This is a genomic window from Pseudochelatococcus sp. B33 (genome assembly GCF_053570585.1).
In genome coordinates this window covers 245847-266767 of record NZ_JBSEFH010000003.1, presented here as the reverse complement: position 1 = coordinate 266767, position 20921 = coordinate 245847, and the positions used below count along the sequence as shown (strand labels likewise).

General features: G+C 64.6%; 15 protein-coding genes. 12 read left to right on the top strand and 3 right to left on the bottom strand.

From position 1 onward, the window contains the following. Positions 1-48 precede the first annotated feature (48 nt). The 6 genes from ACUSIJ_RS04755 (at position 49) to ACUSIJ_RS04730 (ending at position 5959) form a co-directional block, all read left to right on the top strand. Positions 49-1197: an ABC transporter ATP-binding protein gene (locus ACUSIJ_RS04755; RefSeq protein WP_449307219.1), complete on the top strand. Its 1149-nt coding sequence runs from the start codon at positions 49-51 to the stop codon at positions 1195-1197. A 1-nt stretch (position 1198) separates the two neighbouring features. Beyond that, on the top strand, positions 1199-2155 hold the full coding sequence (locus ACUSIJ_RS04750; protein ID WP_449307218.1) for a carbohydrate ABC transporter permease: 957 nt from the start codon (positions 1199-1201) through the stop codon (positions 2153-2155). Beyond that, on the top strand, positions 2152-2985 hold the full coding sequence (locus ACUSIJ_RS04745) for a carbohydrate ABC transporter permease (RefSeq protein WP_449307217.1): 834 nt from the start codon (positions 2152-2154) through the stop codon (positions 2983-2985). Before ACUSIJ_RS04750 ends, ACUSIJ_RS04745 begins: the two co-directional genes overlap by 4 nt. Positions 2986-3126: 141 nt before the next feature. Beyond that, the gene (locus tag ACUSIJ_RS04740) at positions 3127-4386 is read left to right on the top strand and encodes an ABC transporter substrate-binding protein (RefSeq protein WP_449307216.1); all 1260 of its coding nucleotides are present in this window, start codon (positions 3127-3129) and stop codon (positions 4384-4386) included. A gap of 62 nt (positions 4387-4448) precedes the next feature. Beyond that, positions 4449-5258, top strand: coding sequence for a phosphodiesterase (locus tag ACUSIJ_RS04735; protein ID WP_449307215.1), 810 nt, complete (start codon positions 4449-4451; stop codon positions 5256-5258). Further along, the gene (locus ACUSIJ_RS04730) at positions 5255-5959 is read left to right on the top strand and encodes an HAD family hydrolase (protein ID WP_449307214.1); all 705 of its coding nucleotides are present in this window, start codon (positions 5255-5257) and stop codon (positions 5957-5959) included. The genes ACUSIJ_RS04735 and ACUSIJ_RS04730 overlap by 4 nt, the downstream gene beginning before the upstream one ends. Positions 5960-6527: 568 nt before the next feature. Here the strand turns inward: ACUSIJ_RS04730 and ACUSIJ_RS04725 are convergent. Continuing rightward, positions 6528-8159 (bottom strand): hypothetical protein, encoded by a 1632-nt coding sequence (locus tag ACUSIJ_RS04725; protein ID WP_449307213.1) that lies wholly within the window; start codon positions 8157-8159, stop codon positions 6528-6530. A gap of 401 nt (positions 8160-8560) precedes the next feature. Between ACUSIJ_RS04725 and ACUSIJ_RS04720 the strand changes: the two genes are divergently transcribed. Genes ACUSIJ_RS04720 through ACUSIJ_RS04710 form a run of 3 tightly spaced genes read left to right on the top strand, consistent with a single transcriptional unit; the run spans position 8561 to position 12640 of the window. Further along, positions 8561-9211: an ABC transporter ATP-binding protein gene (locus ACUSIJ_RS04720; protein WP_449307212.1), complete on the top strand. Its 651-nt coding sequence runs from the start codon at positions 8561-8563 to the stop codon at positions 9209-9211. Beyond that, positions 9208-11583 (top strand): FtsX-like permease family protein, encoded by a 2376-nt coding sequence (locus tag ACUSIJ_RS04715; RefSeq protein ID WP_449307211.1) that lies wholly within the window; start codon positions 9208-9210, stop codon positions 11581-11583. The genes ACUSIJ_RS04720 and ACUSIJ_RS04715 overlap by 4 nt, the downstream gene beginning before the upstream one ends. Then, positions 11573-12640: a lipocalin-like domain-containing protein gene (locus ACUSIJ_RS04710; RefSeq protein WP_449307210.1), complete on the top strand. Its 1068-nt coding sequence runs from the start codon at positions 11573-11575 to the stop codon at positions 12638-12640. Before ACUSIJ_RS04715 ends, ACUSIJ_RS04710 begins: the two co-directional genes overlap by 11 nt. A 165-nt stretch (positions 12641-12805) precedes the next feature. Here the strand turns inward: ACUSIJ_RS04710 and ACUSIJ_RS04705 are convergent, their stop codons facing one another. Next, the gene (locus ACUSIJ_RS04705) at positions 12806-13765 is read right to left on the bottom strand and encodes an alpha/beta fold hydrolase (protein WP_449307209.1); all 960 of its coding nucleotides are present in this window, start codon (positions 13763-13765) and stop codon (positions 12806-12808) included. 81 nt (positions 13766-13846) lie between these two features. On the opposite strand from ACUSIJ_RS04705, the gene ACUSIJ_RS04700 reads away from it, so the two are divergent. After that, the gene (locus tag ACUSIJ_RS04700; RefSeq protein ID WP_449307208.1) at positions 13847-14539 is read left to right on the top strand and encodes a TetR/AcrR family transcriptional regulator; all 693 of its coding nucleotides are present in this window, start codon (positions 13847-13849) and stop codon (positions 14537-14539) included. A gap of 392 nt (positions 14540-14931) precedes the next feature. On the opposite strand, the gene ACUSIJ_RS04695 is transcribed toward ACUSIJ_RS04700, so the two are convergent. Then, positions 14932-15630 (bottom strand): response regulator transcription factor, encoded by a 699-nt coding sequence (locus ACUSIJ_RS04695; RefSeq protein WP_449307207.1) that lies wholly within the window; start codon positions 15628-15630, stop codon positions 14932-14934. Positions 15631-15784: 154 nt separating this feature from the next. Between ACUSIJ_RS04695 and ACUSIJ_RS04690 the strand changes: the two genes are divergently transcribed. After that, the gene (locus tag ACUSIJ_RS04690; protein ID WP_449307206.1) at positions 15785-17842 is read left to right on the top strand and encodes a sensor histidine kinase; all 2058 of its coding nucleotides are present in this window, start codon (positions 15785-15787) and stop codon (positions 17840-17842) included. Between the two features lie 651 nt (positions 17843-18493). Then, positions 18494-20890 (top strand): S8 family serine peptidase, encoded by a 2397-nt coding sequence (locus tag ACUSIJ_RS04685; RefSeq protein WP_449307205.1) that lies wholly within the window; start codon positions 18494-18496, stop codon positions 20888-20890. Positions 20891-20921 lie beyond the last annotated feature (31 nt).

Genomic DNA, 20921 nt, shown 5'->3' with positions numbered 1-20921 from the left:
TATGAAATAAAACACCAGTACGCATGCTGCCGTCCAAAGGAGCTCGGGATGGCGGCGTCAGACCTTCTCATCGATGCGATCAGCAAGCGTTTCGGCGCGGTGGACGTATTGCGTGACGTCTCGCTGCATATCGCCGCGGGCGAATTCGCAACCCTGCTCGGGCCGTCCGGGTGTGGCAAGTCCACTCTGTTGCGCATCATTGCCGGGCTTGAGCGTGCCGATCGCGGCAGGCTGAGCGCCGGGGGCAGGGCGCTCGATCATGTCGCGCCGAAGGATCGCGACCTTGCCTTCGTGTTCCAGAGCTACGCGCTTTATCCGCATCTCAGCGTCTACGACAATATCGCCGCTCCGCTGGTCATGCGCGAGTTGACGAGTCTCCAGCGCCTTCCCGTCATTGGCCGTCTGTTGCCGGGCTCCAAGGCGCTCCACCGTTCGATAGAGACGCGCGTGCGGCAGACGTCGGCGCTTCTCAAGCTCGATATGCTTCTCGACCGCCGGCCGGCGGCGTTGTCAGGCGGTCAACGGCAGCGCGTCGCGCTGGGGCGGGCGCTTGTGCGCCAGCCGAAGATTTTTCTGATGGACGAGCCGCTCGCCAATCTCGATGCCGGTCTGCGCATTCATACCCGCGGAGAGATCACCCGTCTTCACAAGGAGATGGGCACGACGACACTGTTCGTCACCCATGACCAGGCGGAAGCGACCGCGCTTTCCGATCGGGTGGCCGTGATGTTCGGCGGTGAGATCCGTCAAGTCGCGGCGCCGGCCGAGCTCTATCGCAACCCGATAGATCTTGACGTCGCCCGTTTCCTGACCCAGCCGTTTCTGAATGTGCTGGCCGTGGCAGCCCCGGTCAACGGAGCGCTGACTATCGGCAGCCAGCAGATTGTTATCCGTGATGCTCTCGGCTCCGGCGAGCCCGGCACCCTGGCGTTTCGGCCCGAACATGCCGCACTGGTCGGCCCGGAGCAGCAGGCGGCGCTGCCTGCCCGGGTTTCACGTGTCGAGCATGCGGGGACTGACGCCCATGTCTTCGTCCAGACTGAGGTGGGAGCGGAGGTCGTCGTGCGTATCACCTCCGAGCGTGCCGCGACATTGCGTGCCGGTGAAGGCGTGGGCCTGACGATCGCCCCTGAGAAGGCATGGTTCTTTCCGCTGAACGGTTCGCGCCGGCAACGTGATTACAGCAAGGTGGCGTGAGATGACGGTCATCAACGACGCGCTGCGTTACCCCACGGCGGAAGCCCCACCGCATACGTTCGTGGCCGAGCGTGCGCAGGCGCGGGTCGGACTGGTTCTGGCCATGCCGGCGACCCTATTGCTCGTCGCGCTGCTGATCGGGCCGGCCGTGCTGGTTCTCCTGCTGTCCTTCACCGATGCCTCGCTCGGCCTGGCTGGCATGCGCTTTGTCGGGCTCGGCAATTATGAGCGTATGATCATGGATGCCGGCTTTGGTGTCAGTCTGCGCAACACGGCACTTTACGTCCTCATCGTCGTACCCGTATCGATCGGCTGGGGCTTGCTGGTCGCCTTGCTCATCGCGCGGCAAACGCGGTTCACTTCCTTTTACCGCACGGCTTATTTCCTGCCGGTTGCCGCCACGCTGGTCGCGCTGGCGACGGCGTGGGAGGTGATCCTTCATCCGGGTTTCGGCTTTGCCAATGCCGTGCTGGATCTCTTCGGCGTCTCTCCTGTGCGCTTCCTGTCAGATCCCGCAACGGCCATCTATGCGCTGGCGGCGATCGGCGTCTGGCAGCTTGTCGGCTTCAACATGATCCTGTTCCTGGCCGGGCTTTCCACTATCCCCGAGGATCTCTACGAGGCGGCCGCGATCGATGGTGCCGATGGCGGTCTGAAGCGCTTCCTGCTCGTGACGTGGCCGATGCTGGCGCCGGTGACGCTGTTCGTCACGGTGATGACGGTCGTCCGTGCCTTCTCGGTTTTCGAGACGGTCGCGGTGCTGACCCAGGGCGGGCCGATGAAATCGACCATGGTCATACTCTACACCTTCTATGAGGAAGGTTTCCGTTTCTTCCGTGTCGGCTACGCCTCGGCGATCGCTGTCTCCTTCCTGCTGTTCGTGACGCTCCTGTCGCTCATGCAGATACGCGTGTCCGAGCGCCGGGCAGGCGGAAATTCCGGGGAGGGCCGGCGATGATCGTAGCGCAAACGCCCGTATCCCGGTTCGTGTCCCATGGCATCCTGGTGGCCGGCGCGGCATTCACAGTGTTCCCCTTCCTGTGGATGCTGCTTGCGTCGCTGACGCCGCAGAGCGAGATCTTCAACGGCGGTCTCATGCCGAGGCCAACGCTAGGCGGCGCAATCGAGAACTACGGCACGGCGCTTTCGGCTATTCCGCTCCTGCGGTACATGGTCAATGGCGTGATCGTCTGCCTGGCGATCCTCGTCCTGCAGATCGCGATCGCCGTTCCCTGCGGCTATGCGCTGGCCAAGCTCGCCTTTCCCGGCCGGCCGCTGCTGCTCGCGGCCGTCCTGCTCGGCCTGCTGGTGCCGGTACAGATACCCACCATACCCATCTACATCGCGCTTGCCAGGCTGGGCCTTCTCGACAGCTATACCGCGCTTGTCCTGCCCTGGATCATCTCCGTCTTCGCCATCTTCCTCTTCCGGCAGTTCTTCGTCACCTTTCCGGACGAGGTGCTCGATGCCGCCAGGCTGGACGGTTTCAGCGAGCTTTCGATCGCCTGGCGGATCATGCTGCCCGTAGCCTGGCCGGCGATCGCCTCCTTTTCGATCTTCTCCATCGTGGCCCACTGGAATGATCTTTACTGGCCGCTGGTGGCGATCACCAATCCCGACATGATGACACCTTCGCTCGGCATCGCCTATTTCCGCCAGTCCGGCGAGGGTGCAGGTCAGGTCGGTGCGCTCATGGCCGGAGGCGTGCTTGTGACCGCGCCCTTGGTCGCTCTTTTCCTTGCCATGCAGAAACATTTCATCCGGGGCCTCGTGCTCGGCCGGCGCTAGAGCATGATCCGGTCATATCGGATCATGCTCTGCAAGTCTTTGATCTTGGACGAATTTCCGCCGATCAAATGACCCCGTTTGATCGAAGGGCGCTCTGCGTCCCATCCGCCACTCCATTCCATCAGAATTCAGGAGAGCAGTATGAAAATAATCCCTACGATCCTTGCCGCCGGTCTTGTCGCCTCCGGCATCGCCGTGCCCGCAGCCAACGCGCAAACCAGGCTCGACGTTTTCTATGCCTGGCCCGACCACGAGGTGTTCCACAAGCCGATCGCCGAGCGGTTCACGGCCGCCCGTCCGGACGTGACGATCACGTTCCGGGCCGCCGCGCCGAGCTATGACGAAGCCATCCAGACGCTGATCCGCCAGAGCATGGCCGGACAGCTGCCGGATGTTCACTATGTCGGCTTCAACGTGTTGCGGCCGCTCGTCGGCCGCGGTCTCATCAAGCCGATCGATGACCTGGTCGCTGCCGACGACCTGACCGCGAAGGGCTACACGCATCAGGTGCTCTCGCTCGCTAGGGTCGACGGCAAGCAATACGGCCTGCCGTTCGCCATGTCGACACCGGTGGTCTACTACAACGCCGATCTCGTGGAGCGCGCGGGCGGCGATCCCGAACAGATCCCGTCCGATTGGGACGGTTTCGTCGCTCTGGCCGGCAAGATCGGCGAGCTCGGCGGTGGTGTTTCCGGCATGTACTACGAACTTGGCTCGGACGACTGGACGACGCAGAATCTGGTGCGCAATTTCGGTGGCCAGATGATGAACGAGGCCGAGGGCGACATCGCCTTCGATGGGCCGGCTGGCCAGTCCGCAGTGAAGCTCTTCAAGCGCTTCCACACCGAAGGAGCGCAACCGCCCATCGACCAACGCGCCGCCCGCCAGCTGTTCACTTCCGGCAAGCTCGGCTTCTATTTCGCTTCCGCTGGCGGTGTGCGCGGTTTCGAAAGAGAGATCGGCGACCGTTTCCGCCTGCGCACGGCGCCGCAGCCGCTCGGTGCCGAAAACGCCACGATGCCGACAGGCGGCATGGTCGCGGTGATCCTGACGGACGATCCGGCCAAGCGCGCCGCGGCCTGGGATTTCGTCAAGTTCGCCACGGGTCCCGAAGGCCAGAGCATCGTTGTCCCCAATACAGGCTACATGCCGACCAATACGCTGGCCCTCGACAAGGATCATCTCGCCGGCTTCTACGAACAGCATCCCAACTGGTACACCAGCGTGCTGCAGACGCCGCGTGCCCGTCCGTGGTTTTCATGGCCCGGTGAAAACGGTGTCGAGATCGGCCAGGTCATTCGCGATGAGATGACGGCCATCGCTCTGGGCGCCAAGGAGCCGGAGGCGGCTCTGGCCGACATGGCGAGCCAGGTGCGGTCGCTGCTGCCCCGAACCAACTGAGCGCCCGAATTTCTCCGGGCGCCGGCAATCATTGTCGGCGCCCGTCTTCCCCGGATATTCCCATGAAACTCATCCATCTGACCGATCTTCATCTCGTGCCGACAGGCGCTACGCTTTTCGGTTTCGATCCCGCCGCGCGTCTGCGCGATGTCATTGCCCGTATCAATCGTGACCATGCGGATGCCGACATCTGCGTCATAACCGGCGATCTTGCCGACAAGGGGGAATTGGCGGCTTACGACCTGCTGCGTGAATTGCTGCGGGAACTGCGCGTGCCCTGTCGGCTTCTCGTCGGCAATCACGACAACCGCGAGAATTTCGTCCGCGCGTTTCCTGAGGCGGAACGCGATGAGAACGGCTTCATCCAGTCGGTTCATGAATGTTCCGCCGGCCGGCTCATCTTCCTCGATACGCTGGTGCAGGGCTTCGGCCACGGCGCGCTGAACGGCGGCCGGTTGGAATGGCTTGCGGATCGGCTTGCCGGGGCGCCGGAAACACCTGCCTTTCTGTTCGCGCACCATCCGCTGCAGCCGATCGGCCTGCCGCACTTCGAACCATGGAATACGGAGCGCTGGCCGGAAATCATCAGATCGATCGCAGAAGCCGGCAACGTGCGGCACATCTTTTGCGGCCACGTACACGTCGATGTCGGCGGCAACTGGCATGGGATCCCCTTCAGCGCCAGCCGGGGTGTCGCCCATCAGATCGTTCCGCATTTCGTTCGCAGGGATGCGCATTTCGTCGAAGACGCCCCTGCCTTCGACATCGCCGTGATCGGGAAAGACGGCGTTCTGATCCATCGCTTCGAGGTGAGCGACAGACCGGTAATCGCCATCTCGCCCGCAGGGCCGAAATCGGACGGTGCGCAATGAAGCGGAACCGGTCCTTCAAGCTCGTCATCTTCGATTGCGACGGCGTTCTCATCGACAGCGAGGTGCTGGCAAGTCGGATCGATGCCGAGGAACTCACCCGCATAGGCTATCCGGTCACATCCCGGGATGTCGTCCTGCGTTTCGCGGGCCTGTCGGCTGCGACCATGCGGCAAGTCATCGAGGAAGATTGGGGACGCCCGTTGCCGTTGGATTTCAACGATCTGCTCCAGCAACGGATCAAGGAGAGCTATCGAACGGAACTCAGGGCGATCGGCGGCATCGAGGAGCTCCTGCAAGAACTTGCGCTTCCGCGCTGCGTCGCGTCGAGCAGCGCTCCCGACAAGCTGAGGTTCGGGCTTGAACTGACGGGGTTATGGCCATACCTCGATCCGCATGTGTTCAGCGCCGCCATGGTTGCATCCGGCAAACCTGCTCCGGACCTGTTTCTCTTCGCGGCAGCGCAAATGCGCGTCGAGCCCGCGCATTGCGTCGTGGTGGAAGACAGCATTGCCGGTGTGCGGGCCGGCGTCGCAGCCGGGATGACGGTCGTCGGCTTTACCGGAGGAGGGCACTGCCTCGCCGATCACGGGGACCGCCTCGCGGCAGCCGGCGCGGCCACGATAGCGCGATCAGCGAAAGAACTCGCCACCCTGCTAGGGCTTCCCGGCAGAGCTCAGAATGCAGGGGAAGTTGATAGCTGAGTTGCAAGCACAAACCGGGTCCACTCGCGCGGATGGGCGCGGGCGCCTGCCTTTCGTGCCTCCCGGCACGAGCCTTTGATCCGTTCCCCCTGGTCATCCCGAAGCGTATCGCAATCCATCGCCGATCTCCAAAAAGCTGCCAAGGCTGTCGCGGAATAACGGCGGGAGTCTGAACAAAGACCCCGATCGCCGGGTTACGCCAGTGTCGGAGCGCACAGGACAAGCGTCGGGGCAGGGCGGTGAGCTCGGCGATAGCAAAGGAGAAAGTTCGATGCAATCCGTGCAAATCCGGAGCCCCGACATGGCCTGGCACATCCGCAAGCTGGCGCGCTTCGTCGGGGCCGAGTGAAAAGCTGCGACTGTTGACCGCTAGCGGAAATGTCCGGGTTGCCGGCATTACCGGGTCACTTCCGCCGCAGCAAGCACGAATGACAGGTGTCGGGAAGCGGTTCGCACAGGCCGGCAGGTATGGGCCGGGCTTCGATCCCATAGCGGACCTGCTACGGAAGCGCGCCAAGCGTTTCCACTACGCTATAGTGCAGTCCTCGCCATACATGTCTCGACGCTGCTATCTCGACGGCTCGGAGCCTCTCCCGAGCAGGTATGCCGCGACGTCCTCCGAGAACTGCCTGCGCTTGCCGGCGACGAGGACGCATTCCGGATTTTCGGGAATCCGTTGCGCCCCCGGCATACCGTGCTCGACAAGCGCCTCGGCGCAGGCCACCCAGTCGCCTTCCTCGACGGGCCGGTTCCACGAGGCCCAGCTCAACGTGCCGCACACATTGTCCCCGTAACCGTGTTCCTCGGTCCACGAGGCGCCGCATGCCAACAAGTGGCGCGCCAGCGCGGCGTCGCCGCGGAACACGGCGTGGTTGAGGGCGCTCGCGCTCCAGTCGCCGCCGCGAACGGAGATCGGCCAGCCGAGATCTGCCATCAGCTTGACCGCACCGGAGCAGCCCGCTGCTGCCAGCTCGGGAAGCATCCGCAGCCGGTCTTCGCCGAGCACCGCCGGAAGGTCCGGCCTCCGGGCCTTGATACGCCGGGCTGCCTCCGCGTCGCCCCGCGCGCAGGCGGCCACGAACAGGTCCTCCTCGTCGAGCTTCGTGGCGACGCCCGCTCTCTCCAGCACACCCGCCACCTCCGGCAGGCCGTATCGCAGCGCCTGCGCATAGGCACTGATGCCGTCCAGCGTCGTGATCATGAGATTGACACCCGCTTCGAGCAGTGCCTCGATATGGGCGGGTGAACGGCGACGGCGGATCGCCCAGAGGAGCAGCCGGCCGCTTTTCAGTTCCTCGGCGCCCGCCGCATGCGCCAGAAGCAGCCTGAACGTATCGAGATCGTCGAAATCGAGGCATCGATAGAGCGCGTTCGTGCCCGCGACGACGGCTCCGGCCCCAAGCAGGATGGGCGTGCAGACCGGCTTGTCCAGGGAGTGATAAAGGGACTCGCCGTCGTTCGGATCGGCGCCCGCCGCCAGCAGCCGGCGCGTGAGGTCCGGATCGAAGTTCACGCCGGCCGCGCCATGCAGCGCCGAGGCCCGCCATTCCCGAGGCGACGCATCTGTCGGGGTGGTCCAGCGTCTGACCACGATCCGGTTCGGATCGGCGCCAGCCTTCAGCAGCAGATCGGCCACGGTGTGCAGCCGCTCTCTGTACCCATCGACGCGAAGCAGGCTCGAATGGGTGGTGGCGACGAGAGGGGTCAGATCAAGCTGCCCACCGGCCCGGTTTACCCAGGACAGGTCCGCCTCGATCTGGCGGCGGACCGTCTCGACGTCTCCGCCTGCGCAGGCGATCCAGGGGTCTCGCCCAGGCAGGTCCCGATGATCCGCCAGGAGTCTCGCGGCGGCCTTGGGTCTGGCGCGGTTCGTGCCGCCGGCTATGTCACCGGCATAGACCAGCCTGCAGAAGGCTGCCGCCAGGGTGGCGGAATCGGCATGATGCGCCCGGCTGGCATCGACATAGGCCCTGAGGTCGGCCCATGACTCAAAACCGTATTCCCGGGCGATGCAGGACTGAGCGTCGTGCAGACGCAGTTCCAATCGGCTGATCGCGACGGCATCGCGGCCTGCGGCGGCGGGCAAGGCATCGCGGAAGCGCGCGATGGCCTCCGGCGCGCCGCGTCTGAAGTCTGCGAGCAGATCTTTCGCCTGGCGCTTCAGGTGATCGATGTCGGGCCGGCTGGGAAGTGATTTCATCAAAACCTCCGTGCATCTGACGCCGACGACTCGCAATTCGGCTGCACAAAGGCTGGGGTCTCATGTTTTCAGTGCAAGTGGGCTCTGCCCTTCCCGCGAGTCCGGATGCGGCTTGCCCGCACCGGGAACCCTATTTGAGCAGGCGGACCAAGTCAAACAGTCGAAGGAACCCTTGAAGCGCAATGTCTGAGGCCAGAGTCAAAATGTCTGAGGCCAGAGTCAAGATGAGCTATTCGGCGCGGATGCCGCAGGCTGGCTGGCGCTGGTTCCGGCCGAACCCGTCCGATGGTCGATTTGCCCCGGCCGGCTACTTCCGTTAGAACCATGCAGTGGAAATCGCGTTCCATAGCCATGGCTTGAGCTATGGCTTGGCGTGCGCGCTTCGCCGCAGAGGAGCCGACATGCTGTCGCTGACCGCCATCAGCAAGGGCTATGCCAGCTCTGAAGGCCGGGTCGCCGTGCTGGACGGCGTCAGCCTGTCGCTGGCGGCGGGCGAGACGTTGGCGCTGACGGGCGAGTCCGGCAGCGGGAAGAGCACGCTTCTCCATCTGTGCGCCGGGTTGGACGCGCCCGATGCCGGTTTGATCGAGGTCGCCGGCCGCCCGATGGGCCGCAGCGATGCCGAGCGCGCGGCACTGCGGCGGGGCACGGTGGGGCTGGTGTTTCAGCAGTTCAACCTCATCCCCTCGCTCGACGTGGCGGCGAACCTCGCCTTCCAGGCGCGGCTGGCGGAGCGGTACGATCCGCGCTGGCAGGCAGAACTCGCTGCGGCGCTGGATCTGGGCCCGTTCATGTCGCGCTATCCCGAAGAGCTTTCCGGCGGGCAGCAGCAGCGCGTCGCCATTGGCCGCACCCTTGCCGCGCGCCCCGCGCTCGTGCTGGCGGACGAGCCGACGGGAAACCTCGACGAGGCTTCGGGCGACAGGGTGATGGCGCTGATGCTGCGGCTGGTGGCCGAGACCGGCGCGGCGCTGCTGATGGTGACGCATTCGCCGCGCCTTGCCGCGCGGCTGGACCGGCGCCTGCATCTGCGCGGTGGGCGGCTGACATGACGGGGCAGATGACGGGACTTGCGGCGCTGCTGTCGCACTGGGCGCGGCACAAGGTGCAGGCGGCGATGCTGCTCCTGGGGCTGGCGCTGTCGACTGCGCTCTGGACCGGGGTGCAGGCGATCAATGCCGAGGCGCGGGCCAGCTACGATTTCGCCGCCTCGACCATGGCGCAGGACCGGCTGCCGCGGCTGGTCGCGGAGCGGATCACGTTGGCGGACTACGTCGCGCTGCGCCGCGCCGGCTGGCCGGTTTCCCCGGTGATCGAGGGCGAGACGGTGATCGGCAGCCACACCCTGCGCCTCATCGGGATCGAGCCGCTGACCCTGCCGCCCGAAAAGGTCCTTGAGGGTGATCGGGCCGATTTCCTGACCGGCGGCGGGGTGATCCTGTCGGCCGCGCCGCTGGACGATCCCCGCGCGCGCCGCGCGGAGCTGCCGCCGGGCATCGCCGTGACCGACATCGGTGTCGCGGCCGAGATACTGGGCCCGGACATCTCCTATTTGCTGCTGACCGAGGACCGCCCCCCGCCCGCGGGTTATGCGCGGATCCACCCCGCCACCGCCGATCTGTCGCAGCTGACCGAAAGCTTCCATCTGAACCTCGCCGCCTTCGGCTATCTCGCCTTCGGCGTCGGCCTGTTCATCGTGCATTCCGCCATCGGCCTCGCGTTCGAGCAGCGTCGCGCCATGTTCCGCACCTTGCGGGCGCTCGGGCTTTCGGCGCGCGCGCTCACCGGGCTGCTGCTGGCGGAGCTTCTGGCCTTTGCGCTGGTGGCGGGTGCGGCGGGCGTCGCCCTGGGCTGGCTGATCGCGTGGGTGTTGCTGCCCGACGTGGCGTCAACGCTGCGCGGGCTCTATGGAGCCGAGGTCGGCGCGGAGCTGACGCTGCGGCCGGTCTGGTGGCTGTACGGGCTCGGAATCGCGGTACTGGGAATGCTTGCTTCGGCCGGGCAAAGCCTCTGGCGGCTGTGGCGGCTGCCGCCGCTGGCCCCGGCCCAGCCGCGGGCATGGGCGCGGGAATCGGCATGGGCGATGCGCTGGCAGGCACTGGCGGGGGCCTTGCTGCTCGGCCTCGCCGCGGGACTGCTGGCCGTGCCGGGGCTCTGGGCGGGCTTCGGCGTGCTGGCGGGGCTGCTCATTGGCAGCGCGCTGATCCTGCCGATGCTGCTGGCGTTCCTCACGCGGGCCGGGCAGCGGCTGTCGCGCGAGGCGGTGACGCAATGGTTCTGGGCCGACACGCGCCAGCAGCTGCCGGGCCTGTCGCTGGCGCTGATGGCGTTGCTGCTGGCGCTGGCGGCCAATATCGGCGTGGGCACGATGGTGGGCAGCTTCCGCACGTCCTTCACCGCCTGGATCGACCAACGCCTCGCCGCCGACCTTTATGTCGAGGCGGCGGACGAGGCAGACAGCGCCCGGCTGCTGGATTGGCTGGAGCGCTTTCCGATCGAACGGAATCGTTCGATCGATCAGAATTCGCTCCAATCAAAGAATCGCAGAGCATCCGCCGATCCGACCGGATCGGCGGATGCTCCAGGTGATCGCGCCGTCGCGCTCCCGATGATCCGGACCACGGATGGCGGCGTCGAGGTGGTGGGGATGGTGGACCATCCGCTGTTCCGCCGTGCCTGGCCGCTGCTGCGCTCCCTGCCCGACCCATGGGAACGCCTTAACGCGGGCGACATCTTCGTCAACGAGCAGTTCGCCCTGCGCCATGGCCTCTCGCCTGGCGACCGGTTGGAACAGGGCGTGATCGCCGGCATCTATCCCGACTACGGCAACCCGATGACGCAGGTCATCCTGTCCTTCGATCGGCACCGTGCGCTCTATCCCCTGCCGATCCTGCGCCATGCGCTGATCACCGACATTCCCGCCGCCGAGATCCGCGCCGCCTTCCCGCGAATGGTCGTGGAGAACCGCGCTGCGATCCGCGAAGCCTCGGTCGCGGTGTTCGAGAGGACCTTCGCTGTCACCGCCGCGCTGAACGTGCTGACGCTGGGCGTCGCCGCGCTGGCGATCTTCGCGAGCCTGCTGACGCTGTCGTCGTTGCGTCTGCCGCAGGTCGCGCCGGTCTGGGCGATGGGGCTGAGGCGCAGCCGGCTCGCGCGGCTCGAATTGCTGCGAACGCTGGCGCTGGCCGCCTTCGTGTGCGTGCTGGCACTGCCAGTGGGGCTGGCGCTGGCCTGGATTCTGCTGGCAGTCGTCAATGTCGAGGCATTCGGCTGGCGGCTGCCGATGCGGCTGTTCCCGGGCGACTGGCTGCGTCTGGGCGGGCTGTCGCTGCTTGCGGCGGGGCTGGCGGCGGCGCTGCCGGTTTACAGACTGGCGCGCATCGCGCCGGCCGAACTGCTGAAGGTCTTCGCCCATGAACGTTAAGGCGATCGCGCTGATCCTCATAGTCAGTGCCGTCTCGGGCCCCGCATCGGGTCAGGGCTTTGCGGGGCAAGGCTTCGCGGGGCAAGGCTTCGCGGGGTTGGGGACCGAGGCTGCCGAGGGGTTCGAAATGCCCCGCCGGGGCGCCTTCGACTTCCCCGCCGACCACGGTCCGCATCCCACCTTCCGGATCGAGTGGTGGTATGTGACCGCGAACCTCACGGCGGCGGACGGCACGGAATACGGCGCGCAATGGACGCTGTTTCGCAGCGCGCTAGCTCCCTATGAGGCCGAGGGTTGGGCGAGCCCCCAGGTCTGGCTCGGCCATGCGGCGCTGACCACAAGCACACGGCATCTCGCGGCGGAAAAGCTGGCGCGCGGCGGCATCGGGCAGGCGGGTGTCACCGCTACTCCGTTCGAGGCGTGGATCGACGACTGGCGGCTTTCCGACCGCATGGTCGCGCAAGGCAAGGGATTCGCCTACGACCTGGCGCTGCGCGCCACCGGGCCAATCGTCGCGCAGGGCGATGGCGGTTATTCGGTCAAGTCCGCTGCCGGTCAGGCCAGCCGCTACTATTCGCAACCCTTCTACGCCGCTTCGGGCGAGATTGTGTTGGACGGTCGGCGCATCCCGGTGACCGGCACGGCCTGGATGGACCACGAATGGTCCTCGCAGCCGCTGGCGGCGGATCAGACGGGGTGGGACTGGTTCAGCCTGTCGTTCGACGACGGCGAGCGGCTGATGGGCTTCCGCCTGCGCGGCAGCGAAGATTTCGTCAGCGCCACCTGGATCGCCGCTGATGGAAATCCGGAACCGCAGCCGCCCGGCGCGCTGCGCCTGACGCCCAAGCGCAACGCCACCGTCGCCGGTCGCGTGGTGCCGGTGGAATGGCGTCTCGAACTGCCCGCCAAGGGGCTGGACATCACGACGCGCGCGCTGAACGATCACGCATGGAACGCGCTGTCGGTGCCCTATTGGGAGGGCCCGATCCGAGCCCAGGGCAGCCATCCGGGGCGCGGCTATCTGGAGATGACGGGCTATGGCGAGGGCTCACGATAGCAAGGTCGCACGATAGAAGGCGGTGCCGCGGGTGCGGTGCGTAACGCGCCCCCGAAGAAGCGGCCGTGATGTCCGTCCGGAGCGCAGCTTCCGAAGGGGTCAGGCAAGGACCGCCTCCAGCGCCAACCGTTCGCTCAGTGACCATCCGCGTGTATGGCTCTTTCCTCACTCCCTGTTGGCGGCGGTCACGAATGCCGCCAGTTCGCGTCCGAAGCGGGCAGGCTCTTCGTAAAAGGGGCTATGCCCGCTGTCGGCATAGACCGACAGGCGCGCCTTGCCGTGCAGCGCCTCGATCCGCTCCGACATTGCCACGCGGACGAGGCGGTCGTGCTGGCCGTGGGTCAGCAGGATCGGGCCGGCGTAGTCCCGGAAGACCGGTTCGAGGTCCGAGGTTTCGGTCCTGACGAAGCCTTCGCCGACCGCGCGCGACGCCATGCCGTTGACGACCAGCATGCGCTGCAGGTCGGCGCCCGCCGGCGGCTGGTGGAAGCAGGCGGCGAGAAATTCCGCCGTTGCCGCGGTCCGCTCGGCCAGGTCGTGCGATGTGGTGCTGCGGGCGTATGAGGCCGATAACGGCGTCAGGAGATCCGGCGACAATCTGGTCACCGCGTCGGCCAGATTGACCCCTGCCACTCTCGATCCGCCATGCTTGCGCAGATAGGCGCCGGCGACGAAGCCGCCGAGCGACCAGCCCACGAGCACGGGACGGCGCAGCCCGGCCTCGGCGATGACGGCGGCGACGTCATCCGCCCAGCGATCCGCGTCGGAATAGGCTTCCAAAGCGGCGGGCTTGTCCGAGTCCGCGTGGCCGCGAAGATCGAAGCGGACCAGGCGGAAGCCGGCCAGAGCCGCATCGGTGAACTGCTTGTCCCAGCTCAGGCGGCTCTGGCGCAGCCCATGGATGAACAGGACCTCCGGCGCCTGCGGATCGCCTTGCGCGTCGCCGGCGAGCAGGGTGCCGTCCGATGAACGGACGGAGAATGCCTCCCGCCCCGGAGGTCCGGCGGAAGCGGCTGTCGTGTGCGTCTGCGCAAGGACGGCTCCGGCTTCGAGCGCGAGCGTCGTGAGACCGACTGTCCCCGCGAGCGCCGTCCCCGCCAGAAATGTACGCCTTGAATGATTCATGGGAGGGTCCTTCATGTTGTTTAGCGACCGTTATTCAACCGTGCCTTGACCGAGCCTGTCAATGGTTGTTTAGTGGCCGCTATGGAAAAAGACACGAGATCACGCGGAGGCCGGCCCTGGAGCTTCGACCGCGACAGGGCGATCGAGATCGCCATGCGGCTGTTCTGGCGGCACGGTTACGAGGGGGTGTCCGTGGGCGACCTGACGAAGGCGATCGGCATCGCGCCGCCGAGCCTGTATGCGGCATTCGGCAGCAAGGCGGGGCTCTATCGGGAAGCCGTCATCCGCTACGAGGCAACAGCCGGCTGCATCGACATGGCGTCCGTCGGGTCGGCGCGTTCGCTGGCGGAAGCGGTGCGGCTGCTGCTCGAGGGCGCCGTGCGCGCCGTGACCGATCCCGACCGGGAGAGAGGATGCCTCATCTCCAGCGACATGATCACCTGTCATCCGGAACATGCCGCCCTTGCCCGTGACGCCGCGTCGCGGCGCGAGGCCATGCGCGAGCGGATCACGCAGGCGCTCCGGCCGTTTGCTGGCGTATGCGACCTGAACCACCTGGGGCGTCATCTGGCGGCGGTCATGCTGGGTATTTCCGTGCAGGCGCGCGACGGCGCGACGCCGGCGCAACTGCTGGAGATCGTCGAGGACGTCGTTTGGGGTATTGAGGCTCGAACCGCCGTGCGTGTATGCAGCGACAGGGCAGGGACAGGGGACGAAGGGGAGAAGCCGGGGCCAGCTGACGGTTCCGGGAACCGCAGTTCAGATGCACCGTGATTCGCCGATGATCTGATACGCGACACCGCTGCAGTAAATCACCAACTCCGCCGATCTCCTGTATTTGCGCGCTACGCTGCTACTACGATCGAAATTTGTTGAACCGGACTGAATTCGGGCTTTCTTAATTGTCCCCGATGCTACCAGACTGGTCGCACGGATCCGGCGACAGTGGTTTGCAAAGAGGAAGAGCATCGCCGCCATCCTCAAGGAAGTGCTGACCAATGAAGCGTCCGTTCTCCTGGACACGGCCGCGGCCAACAAGGCGGCGTTGCGAGATGCACCAGCTGGAAGAATGCCTGCGGGGAGGGGGACTTCTCGTCGTCGCTTCCGATCGCGGCCGGATCGAGGATACCTGCCTCTGTTCGCGCAAGAGCCGACTCATGTCGTCACTACGCCAGACGGAGCGGCGAGGCGAATCTGATGCCGATGGAGTGGATGACGAGCAGCGGTAGCTCGATGTGCCGTTCCGCCGCTTTTTCCCGCAGGCGGCGCAAAGCCGCGTCGAGGCCCCGGTTCTCGGGTCCGGGATTGCCATAGCCCATGGTCGCCGCTATCGAGGCGCGCGACAGGGGCTCTCCCCGCGCTTTGGCAAACTGCTCGAGGAGCATGACCTCCCGTCCCGACAGGACGATGACCGTACCGTCCGGCGAGTGCAGCAGCTTGCGGGCCATGTCGAGGATCCAGGCCGGCTGGTCGGGCCTGGCGGTCCCTGCATTCGCCTGGGCGTGCCGGACCCTGCGCGCCAGGTTGCGCACGGCGAGGAGCAATTCCTCACTGTCGACGGGCTTCGTCATATAAAGGTCCGCGCCCTCGGCGTAACCCTGCCGCCGGTCCTGGCGGCCGGTGCGCGCGGTCAGCATGATGATCCCCGGCTGGTGATCGTGTTCAGAAAGCTCCCGCGCCAATTCAAACCCGTTGATGTCCGGCAGATTGACGTCGATGATGGCCACGTCGACGAAACCGGTGCGGAAGGCGTCGCGAAATCCCATACCCGAATCCGTCTCGGTGACGTCGACGCCGTTGAGGCGCAGGTTCTCCGCGAGCCCCACCCGCAACTCATGGTCGTCTTCCACAAGTATAACGTGCACGCCAGTCTCTTCGGCCGTGGACGTTTTCGGAATAGAAGAACTGTTCACCATAGGGATATCCGAATTCCTGCTGTCGCCTCGACGGACCATCTGGTATTCCCCTCTGTCGACCTCTCTTCAAGTAGACTGATTTACTGGAGGATATATGATCGGCATGGCTCTGCGAAAGAGGGAGTGGGCTGGCGTCCTCGCCTTTACGGCGATCGTTGCGGGGCTGGTCAGCGCCGTCCTTTCGGCCTGGGGCGTGGCGCACGCGGCGGAAAGGGCAGCGCCGGCCATGACCATCGAATACCTCGTGGACCGGTCACGGATGCTCTCCCTCGACGACGTCGCGGCGGGCGACGCCAGCGACCGTTTCTCTCCTCTCGGCGGCAACAGCCTCTCGCTCGGCTTCACGCGCGACGCGGCATGGCTGCGCCTGACGATCCAGAGCCGCGGCGACGCCACCGTTTTCCTTTCGCTGGCCCCGAACTTCGTGGACGAGCTCGACGTCTATGTCATGCCTGTCCCCGGATCGGCCCCCTCGCAGTTCCTGCATTTCGCAATGGGGGACCATCGGCCGATTTCGGACGATGCGCTGTCAGGCGTGGACAATGTCGTGCCCCTCGATCTTGTCGCCGACGAAACCAAACAGGTCTTCATACGCATGGCGGCCGTCAACTCGTCGCTGACCCTCACGGCATCGCTTTATTCGCCCGCTCGCCACACGCTGCGCACAACCGTGTCCGGCCTGGCGCTCGGCGTCTGGTTCGGGGGAATGGCGGTGCAGCTGGTCATCCAGCTGGTCTTCTTCTATTTCGATCGCAAGCCCTATTTCGTGCTGCTCGCGATCTCGACCTTCACGGCCATGCTCGTCTATATGGGCACGCTCGGCCTCTCCCGTCTTTTCCTGTTTCCTGACGGCGGCGTTGGAAACGACATGTTCACGGCCGGGACGAGCTGGTTCGGGCTCACCACCGGCGCTCTCGCGGCGGCGAGCATTCTGGAACTTCCGCAGCGATTTCCCTGGCTCAATCGCATCTTCCTCGCAGGCGCGGCAATCGGGCTTGTGGGCGTCGGGTTCGCGCTGGCGGGCGCCAACCTCATGTTCGCCAATGTCGTCAACACGACCATCATCGTGCTCACAACCTTGGGCGCCTTGCAGAGCCTGCGCGCGGTCAGCGAGAACGACAGCGGTTCCCGCCTGCGGGCGGGGGCGTTCTGCGTCCTGTGGCTGGGAATAGTCGCGACGATCGCCCAGCGCACCGGCATCGGCTCGCTGCCTGACTGGGTTGCGCATGGCTATGCGGTGAGCTGTCTCATCCATACGATCCTCCTCACCGGTGCGCTGGGCGTTCGCCTGCGGGCGGCTGAAACGATGAACCGCATCATGCGCGAGGAAGCGCTCGTCGCAGCCCAGGCGGCGGAAAAGCACGCGAACATGCTGGTGGAGGAGAAGACCAGCGAACTGGCCACCGCCAAGCAAGTGGCCGAGGAGGCCCTGCGCGCGGAACTCGCGTCGCAGCAGGAGCAGGTCCGCTTTATGGAGGTCATCAGCCATCAGTACCGCACACCCCTGGCCGCAATCCGCTCGCATGTCGACAATATCGATCTCAGTCTGGCCAAGGAGGACAATGCCAATCGGCGCCGTATCGACCGCATCCGGCGCGGCATCGCAAGGCTTGTGGAGGTGCTGGAAGTCAACCTGTCGCGCAGCCGGCTGCAGGGTCCCTCGTTCCGCCCCGAGCTCGTCCGGCAGTCGCCCGCCGCGATCGTCACGGCGGCATCGGCCCGCGCACGGGATCTGTTGCAGAGCGAGATCGTCACCGAGATCGATCCAGAGGCCAGGCAGGCACAGCTCCTGGCCGACTTTGACATGCTGGAGATAGCGATCATCAATCTCTTGGAGAACGCGGTGAAATACGCCCGGATCGGCAGCAGGGAGCCCGTTGTCCTGCGATGTTTCCTCAACGGACCTCATGCCGTAATCCTCGTCAAGGACAACGGTATCGGCATTCCGGCCGGGGAACTCGGAACCATCCTCGCCCATTCCGTGCGCGGCTCGAATGTCCAGGCCATCGACGGCACGGGAACGGGGCTGTCGCTGGTCTCGCGCATCGCCGCCGCTCATCGGGGACGGGTCAAGATCCAGAGCGTGGAAGGACAGGGCACAACCGTAAAGATTATCCTGCCCTTGCTGCGGAACCGAGCGACGGCGCCCGCACCGGCATGACGAAATAGGTCCACGCGGAAAGCGCCACGCCCGCCACCATCATCCCGGAATGCCCAGGCAGAGGCTGGCTCCATGGCGCGCAGAACAATCGGCGCGTTATGAAGGCTCTCCTCATTCACAGATCCGGCACCTGCTCCACCAGAACGTGCCGGCTGAATGGCATCAGCGCCGCCGGCTCCTGCCCCCACGCGCCTGTTCGGCAGGTAAACAAAGACGGCCCTCATCGTTGACCGACGGTTGCCTCGCCCTGTGTTCCGATTGAGGAACGCGCCGTCAGATGAATCAGAACCAATGTTTCGCGCCATTCCGGTGCTGTGTCCGTGTCAATCGCGCCCAATGCCTTTTCCCTCTGCGGCAATTCCAGCTCTCCATTTGTAACGCCACGTAACGAAAAGTAACGCTATGGAACGAAAAACGTGTTTCCATCGCAACAGCGCGCATAAACCGGAATAGACAAGTATCGCGGGGCAGAATGAATCTGGATCATTCTGTGGAGCTGGAGTAATAAATATCGCCATGTTCCGATACAAGCTGTGATTCCGCCGCAACATAAGGATAAAAGTACAGATTACGGAGACAATTGGTGTCCACAAATTTTGAGCGTCGTACTTCTTCAGTGCGCAATTTCCATTCCTATCATGGGGTTTCCCAATGTCAGCAAATACTCCGAATGATCCGCTTTTCCGTTATCAGTGGTTTCTTCATAATGTCGGTCAGTCTCGTGGTGGCATTGGCAACGACATCAATGTTCTTCCCGTGTGGGAGGATTACACTGGAAAGGGCGTGCGTGTTGCAGTGGTCGACAACGGCGTCCAGCTCGATCATCCCGATCTGGCACACAACATCGACATCGGCTCAAGCTGGGACACGAGAAACAACACGCAGGGCGGTGGCCCTATCTCCTCGCTCGACAATCACGGCACCGCGGTCGCGGGGCTGATCGGCGCCATTGCCAACAACGGTATCGGGGGATCGGGCGTCGCGCCGAATGCCACGTTGATCGCCTACAGGGTCGATTTCAGTGCCAATCCTGCGTCTCCGGACACTAGGTTCTTCGATCAACTGCTGGCCTTCAGAAAAGCGCTCGAAGACAAGGCCGATATCGTCAACAACAGCTGGGGTGCCACGCGCGCGTTCATCGACAATCGCAATTCTTCGGACAACGCTGCCATCCTCGCCGTGGAAGCGCTTGGCGCGAACGGGCGGGAAGGAAAGGGCTCAATCGTCCTGTTCGCGAACGGAAACTACAACGCCCAGGGCTTTGACAGCAACCTCAACAGCTTCCAGAATAACCGCTACGTCATTGCGGTCGGTGCGCTGAACGACGATGACACGTCTTCCTATTACAGCTCCCACGGCGCCAACATCCTCGTTTCTGCGCCCGCCGGCGCCGATATCTCCCAGATCGAACACCAACCTGGCTCAGGAGTTCTCACCACCGATCGGACGGGAAGCGACGGCTACAACGTCAAGCAGGGTGAGGCGGGCGATTATGCCTACAACTTCAACGGCACCTCGGCGGCGACACCCATCACCAGCGGCGTCGTGGCGCTGATTCTCGAAGCCAATCCCGATCTCGGATACCGCGACGTTCAGGAAATCCTCGCCCAGTCCGCCCGCTTCGTCGATCCGGCCGCGCAGTCTTGGACGACGACGCACAGCGGAACATGGAACGGCGGCGGCGCCCTGTTCTCGCGGGAATACGGATTCGGAGGCGTGAACGCCCATGCCGCCGTGCGGCTGGCAGAAGTCTACCCCTTTATTCACGACGCGCCGCGCGATGACAGGAACCTGGTTACGGACACCACCTGGGGAGCGATCGCCGAAGGCATAAGCACGCTGGTGCTGAACGTCGATCTGAACAAGGACATCGACCTTAACCATATCGACCTCAATCTTGATGCGAAAATCGCTAATCCCTCGCATCTCAGCGTTTTTCTCGTGTCCCCCTCCGGCACGCGGATCGCCCTGGTAAGCCACCCGCAGAATACGCTCATCATCGATACGGAAGATCTTGAGGTGACCGCGCTGCCCTGGCCGGAGGAAGGTTTTACCCTGGGCACGAAGGCGTTCTGGGGCGAACAGAGCCGTGGCACGTGGAAGGTCATCATCGAAGGGCTCAACCCCGCGAACGGCGACCGGTTCGACGGCATTTCGCTGACCGCCTACGGGGACGCTCACTCATCGCAGAAGACGTTCGTCTATACGGACGATTTCAGCAACATTATCAATGCTGACGCCTGGAATGACGGTCGCGCGTTGCGGACCACGCTCTCCGTGAAGACCGGCGAGACTGCCGTCATCAATGCCGCGGCCGTCTCCGACGATGTCATCATCGATCTGGCGGCAGGGCGTGCCGAGATCACCGGCCAGCACATCGCCATCGCATCGGGCACCAACGTGACCAAAATTCTGACCGGGGATGGCAACGACCGGATTGTCGGCGACGGCAACGACAATGCGATTTACGCCGGGCGCGGCGAGAACGTCATCGACGGCGGCGACGGCGTCGATACGCTGCTCTACCGCGGCAGCCGCTCCGATTACAATGTCTGGTTCGACGAAACCGGCAAGTTCGCTGTCAGTGCTCGGTTCCTGTCGGACATCGCCGTTAATGTCGAGAAAGTGACCTTCGAGGAGGGAACGATTTCGATCAAGGCCGCGACAGATACCGGTCTGGGGGTTGGTGCGCTGTATCAAGGGCTGCTGTTCCGGGAAATCGACGCAGACGGGTATGCCTACTGGACGGAAGAAGCATACATGGGGCTCGACTTGTCGGCGATCGCAGACGATTTCCTTTCCTCGGACGAATATGCGAACGGCGTAGGCCGCGTCGATAACGCCGAATTCGTCGCCGGGCTCTATACAAACCTGCTTGCTCGCGAAGCTGATGCCGAAGGTGCCCGCTACTGGCAATCTCTGCTCGAGGAGACTGGCGCAAGCCGCGCTGACCTGGCGATTTCGTTCAGCCAGTCCATGGAATATCAAAGCACGCAGCTCACGGGACTGTTTGCCCAGATCGAAAATCTAGGTGATTTGTGGGCGTAGAATATACCTGAGGGCGTAAAATATAGGGGAG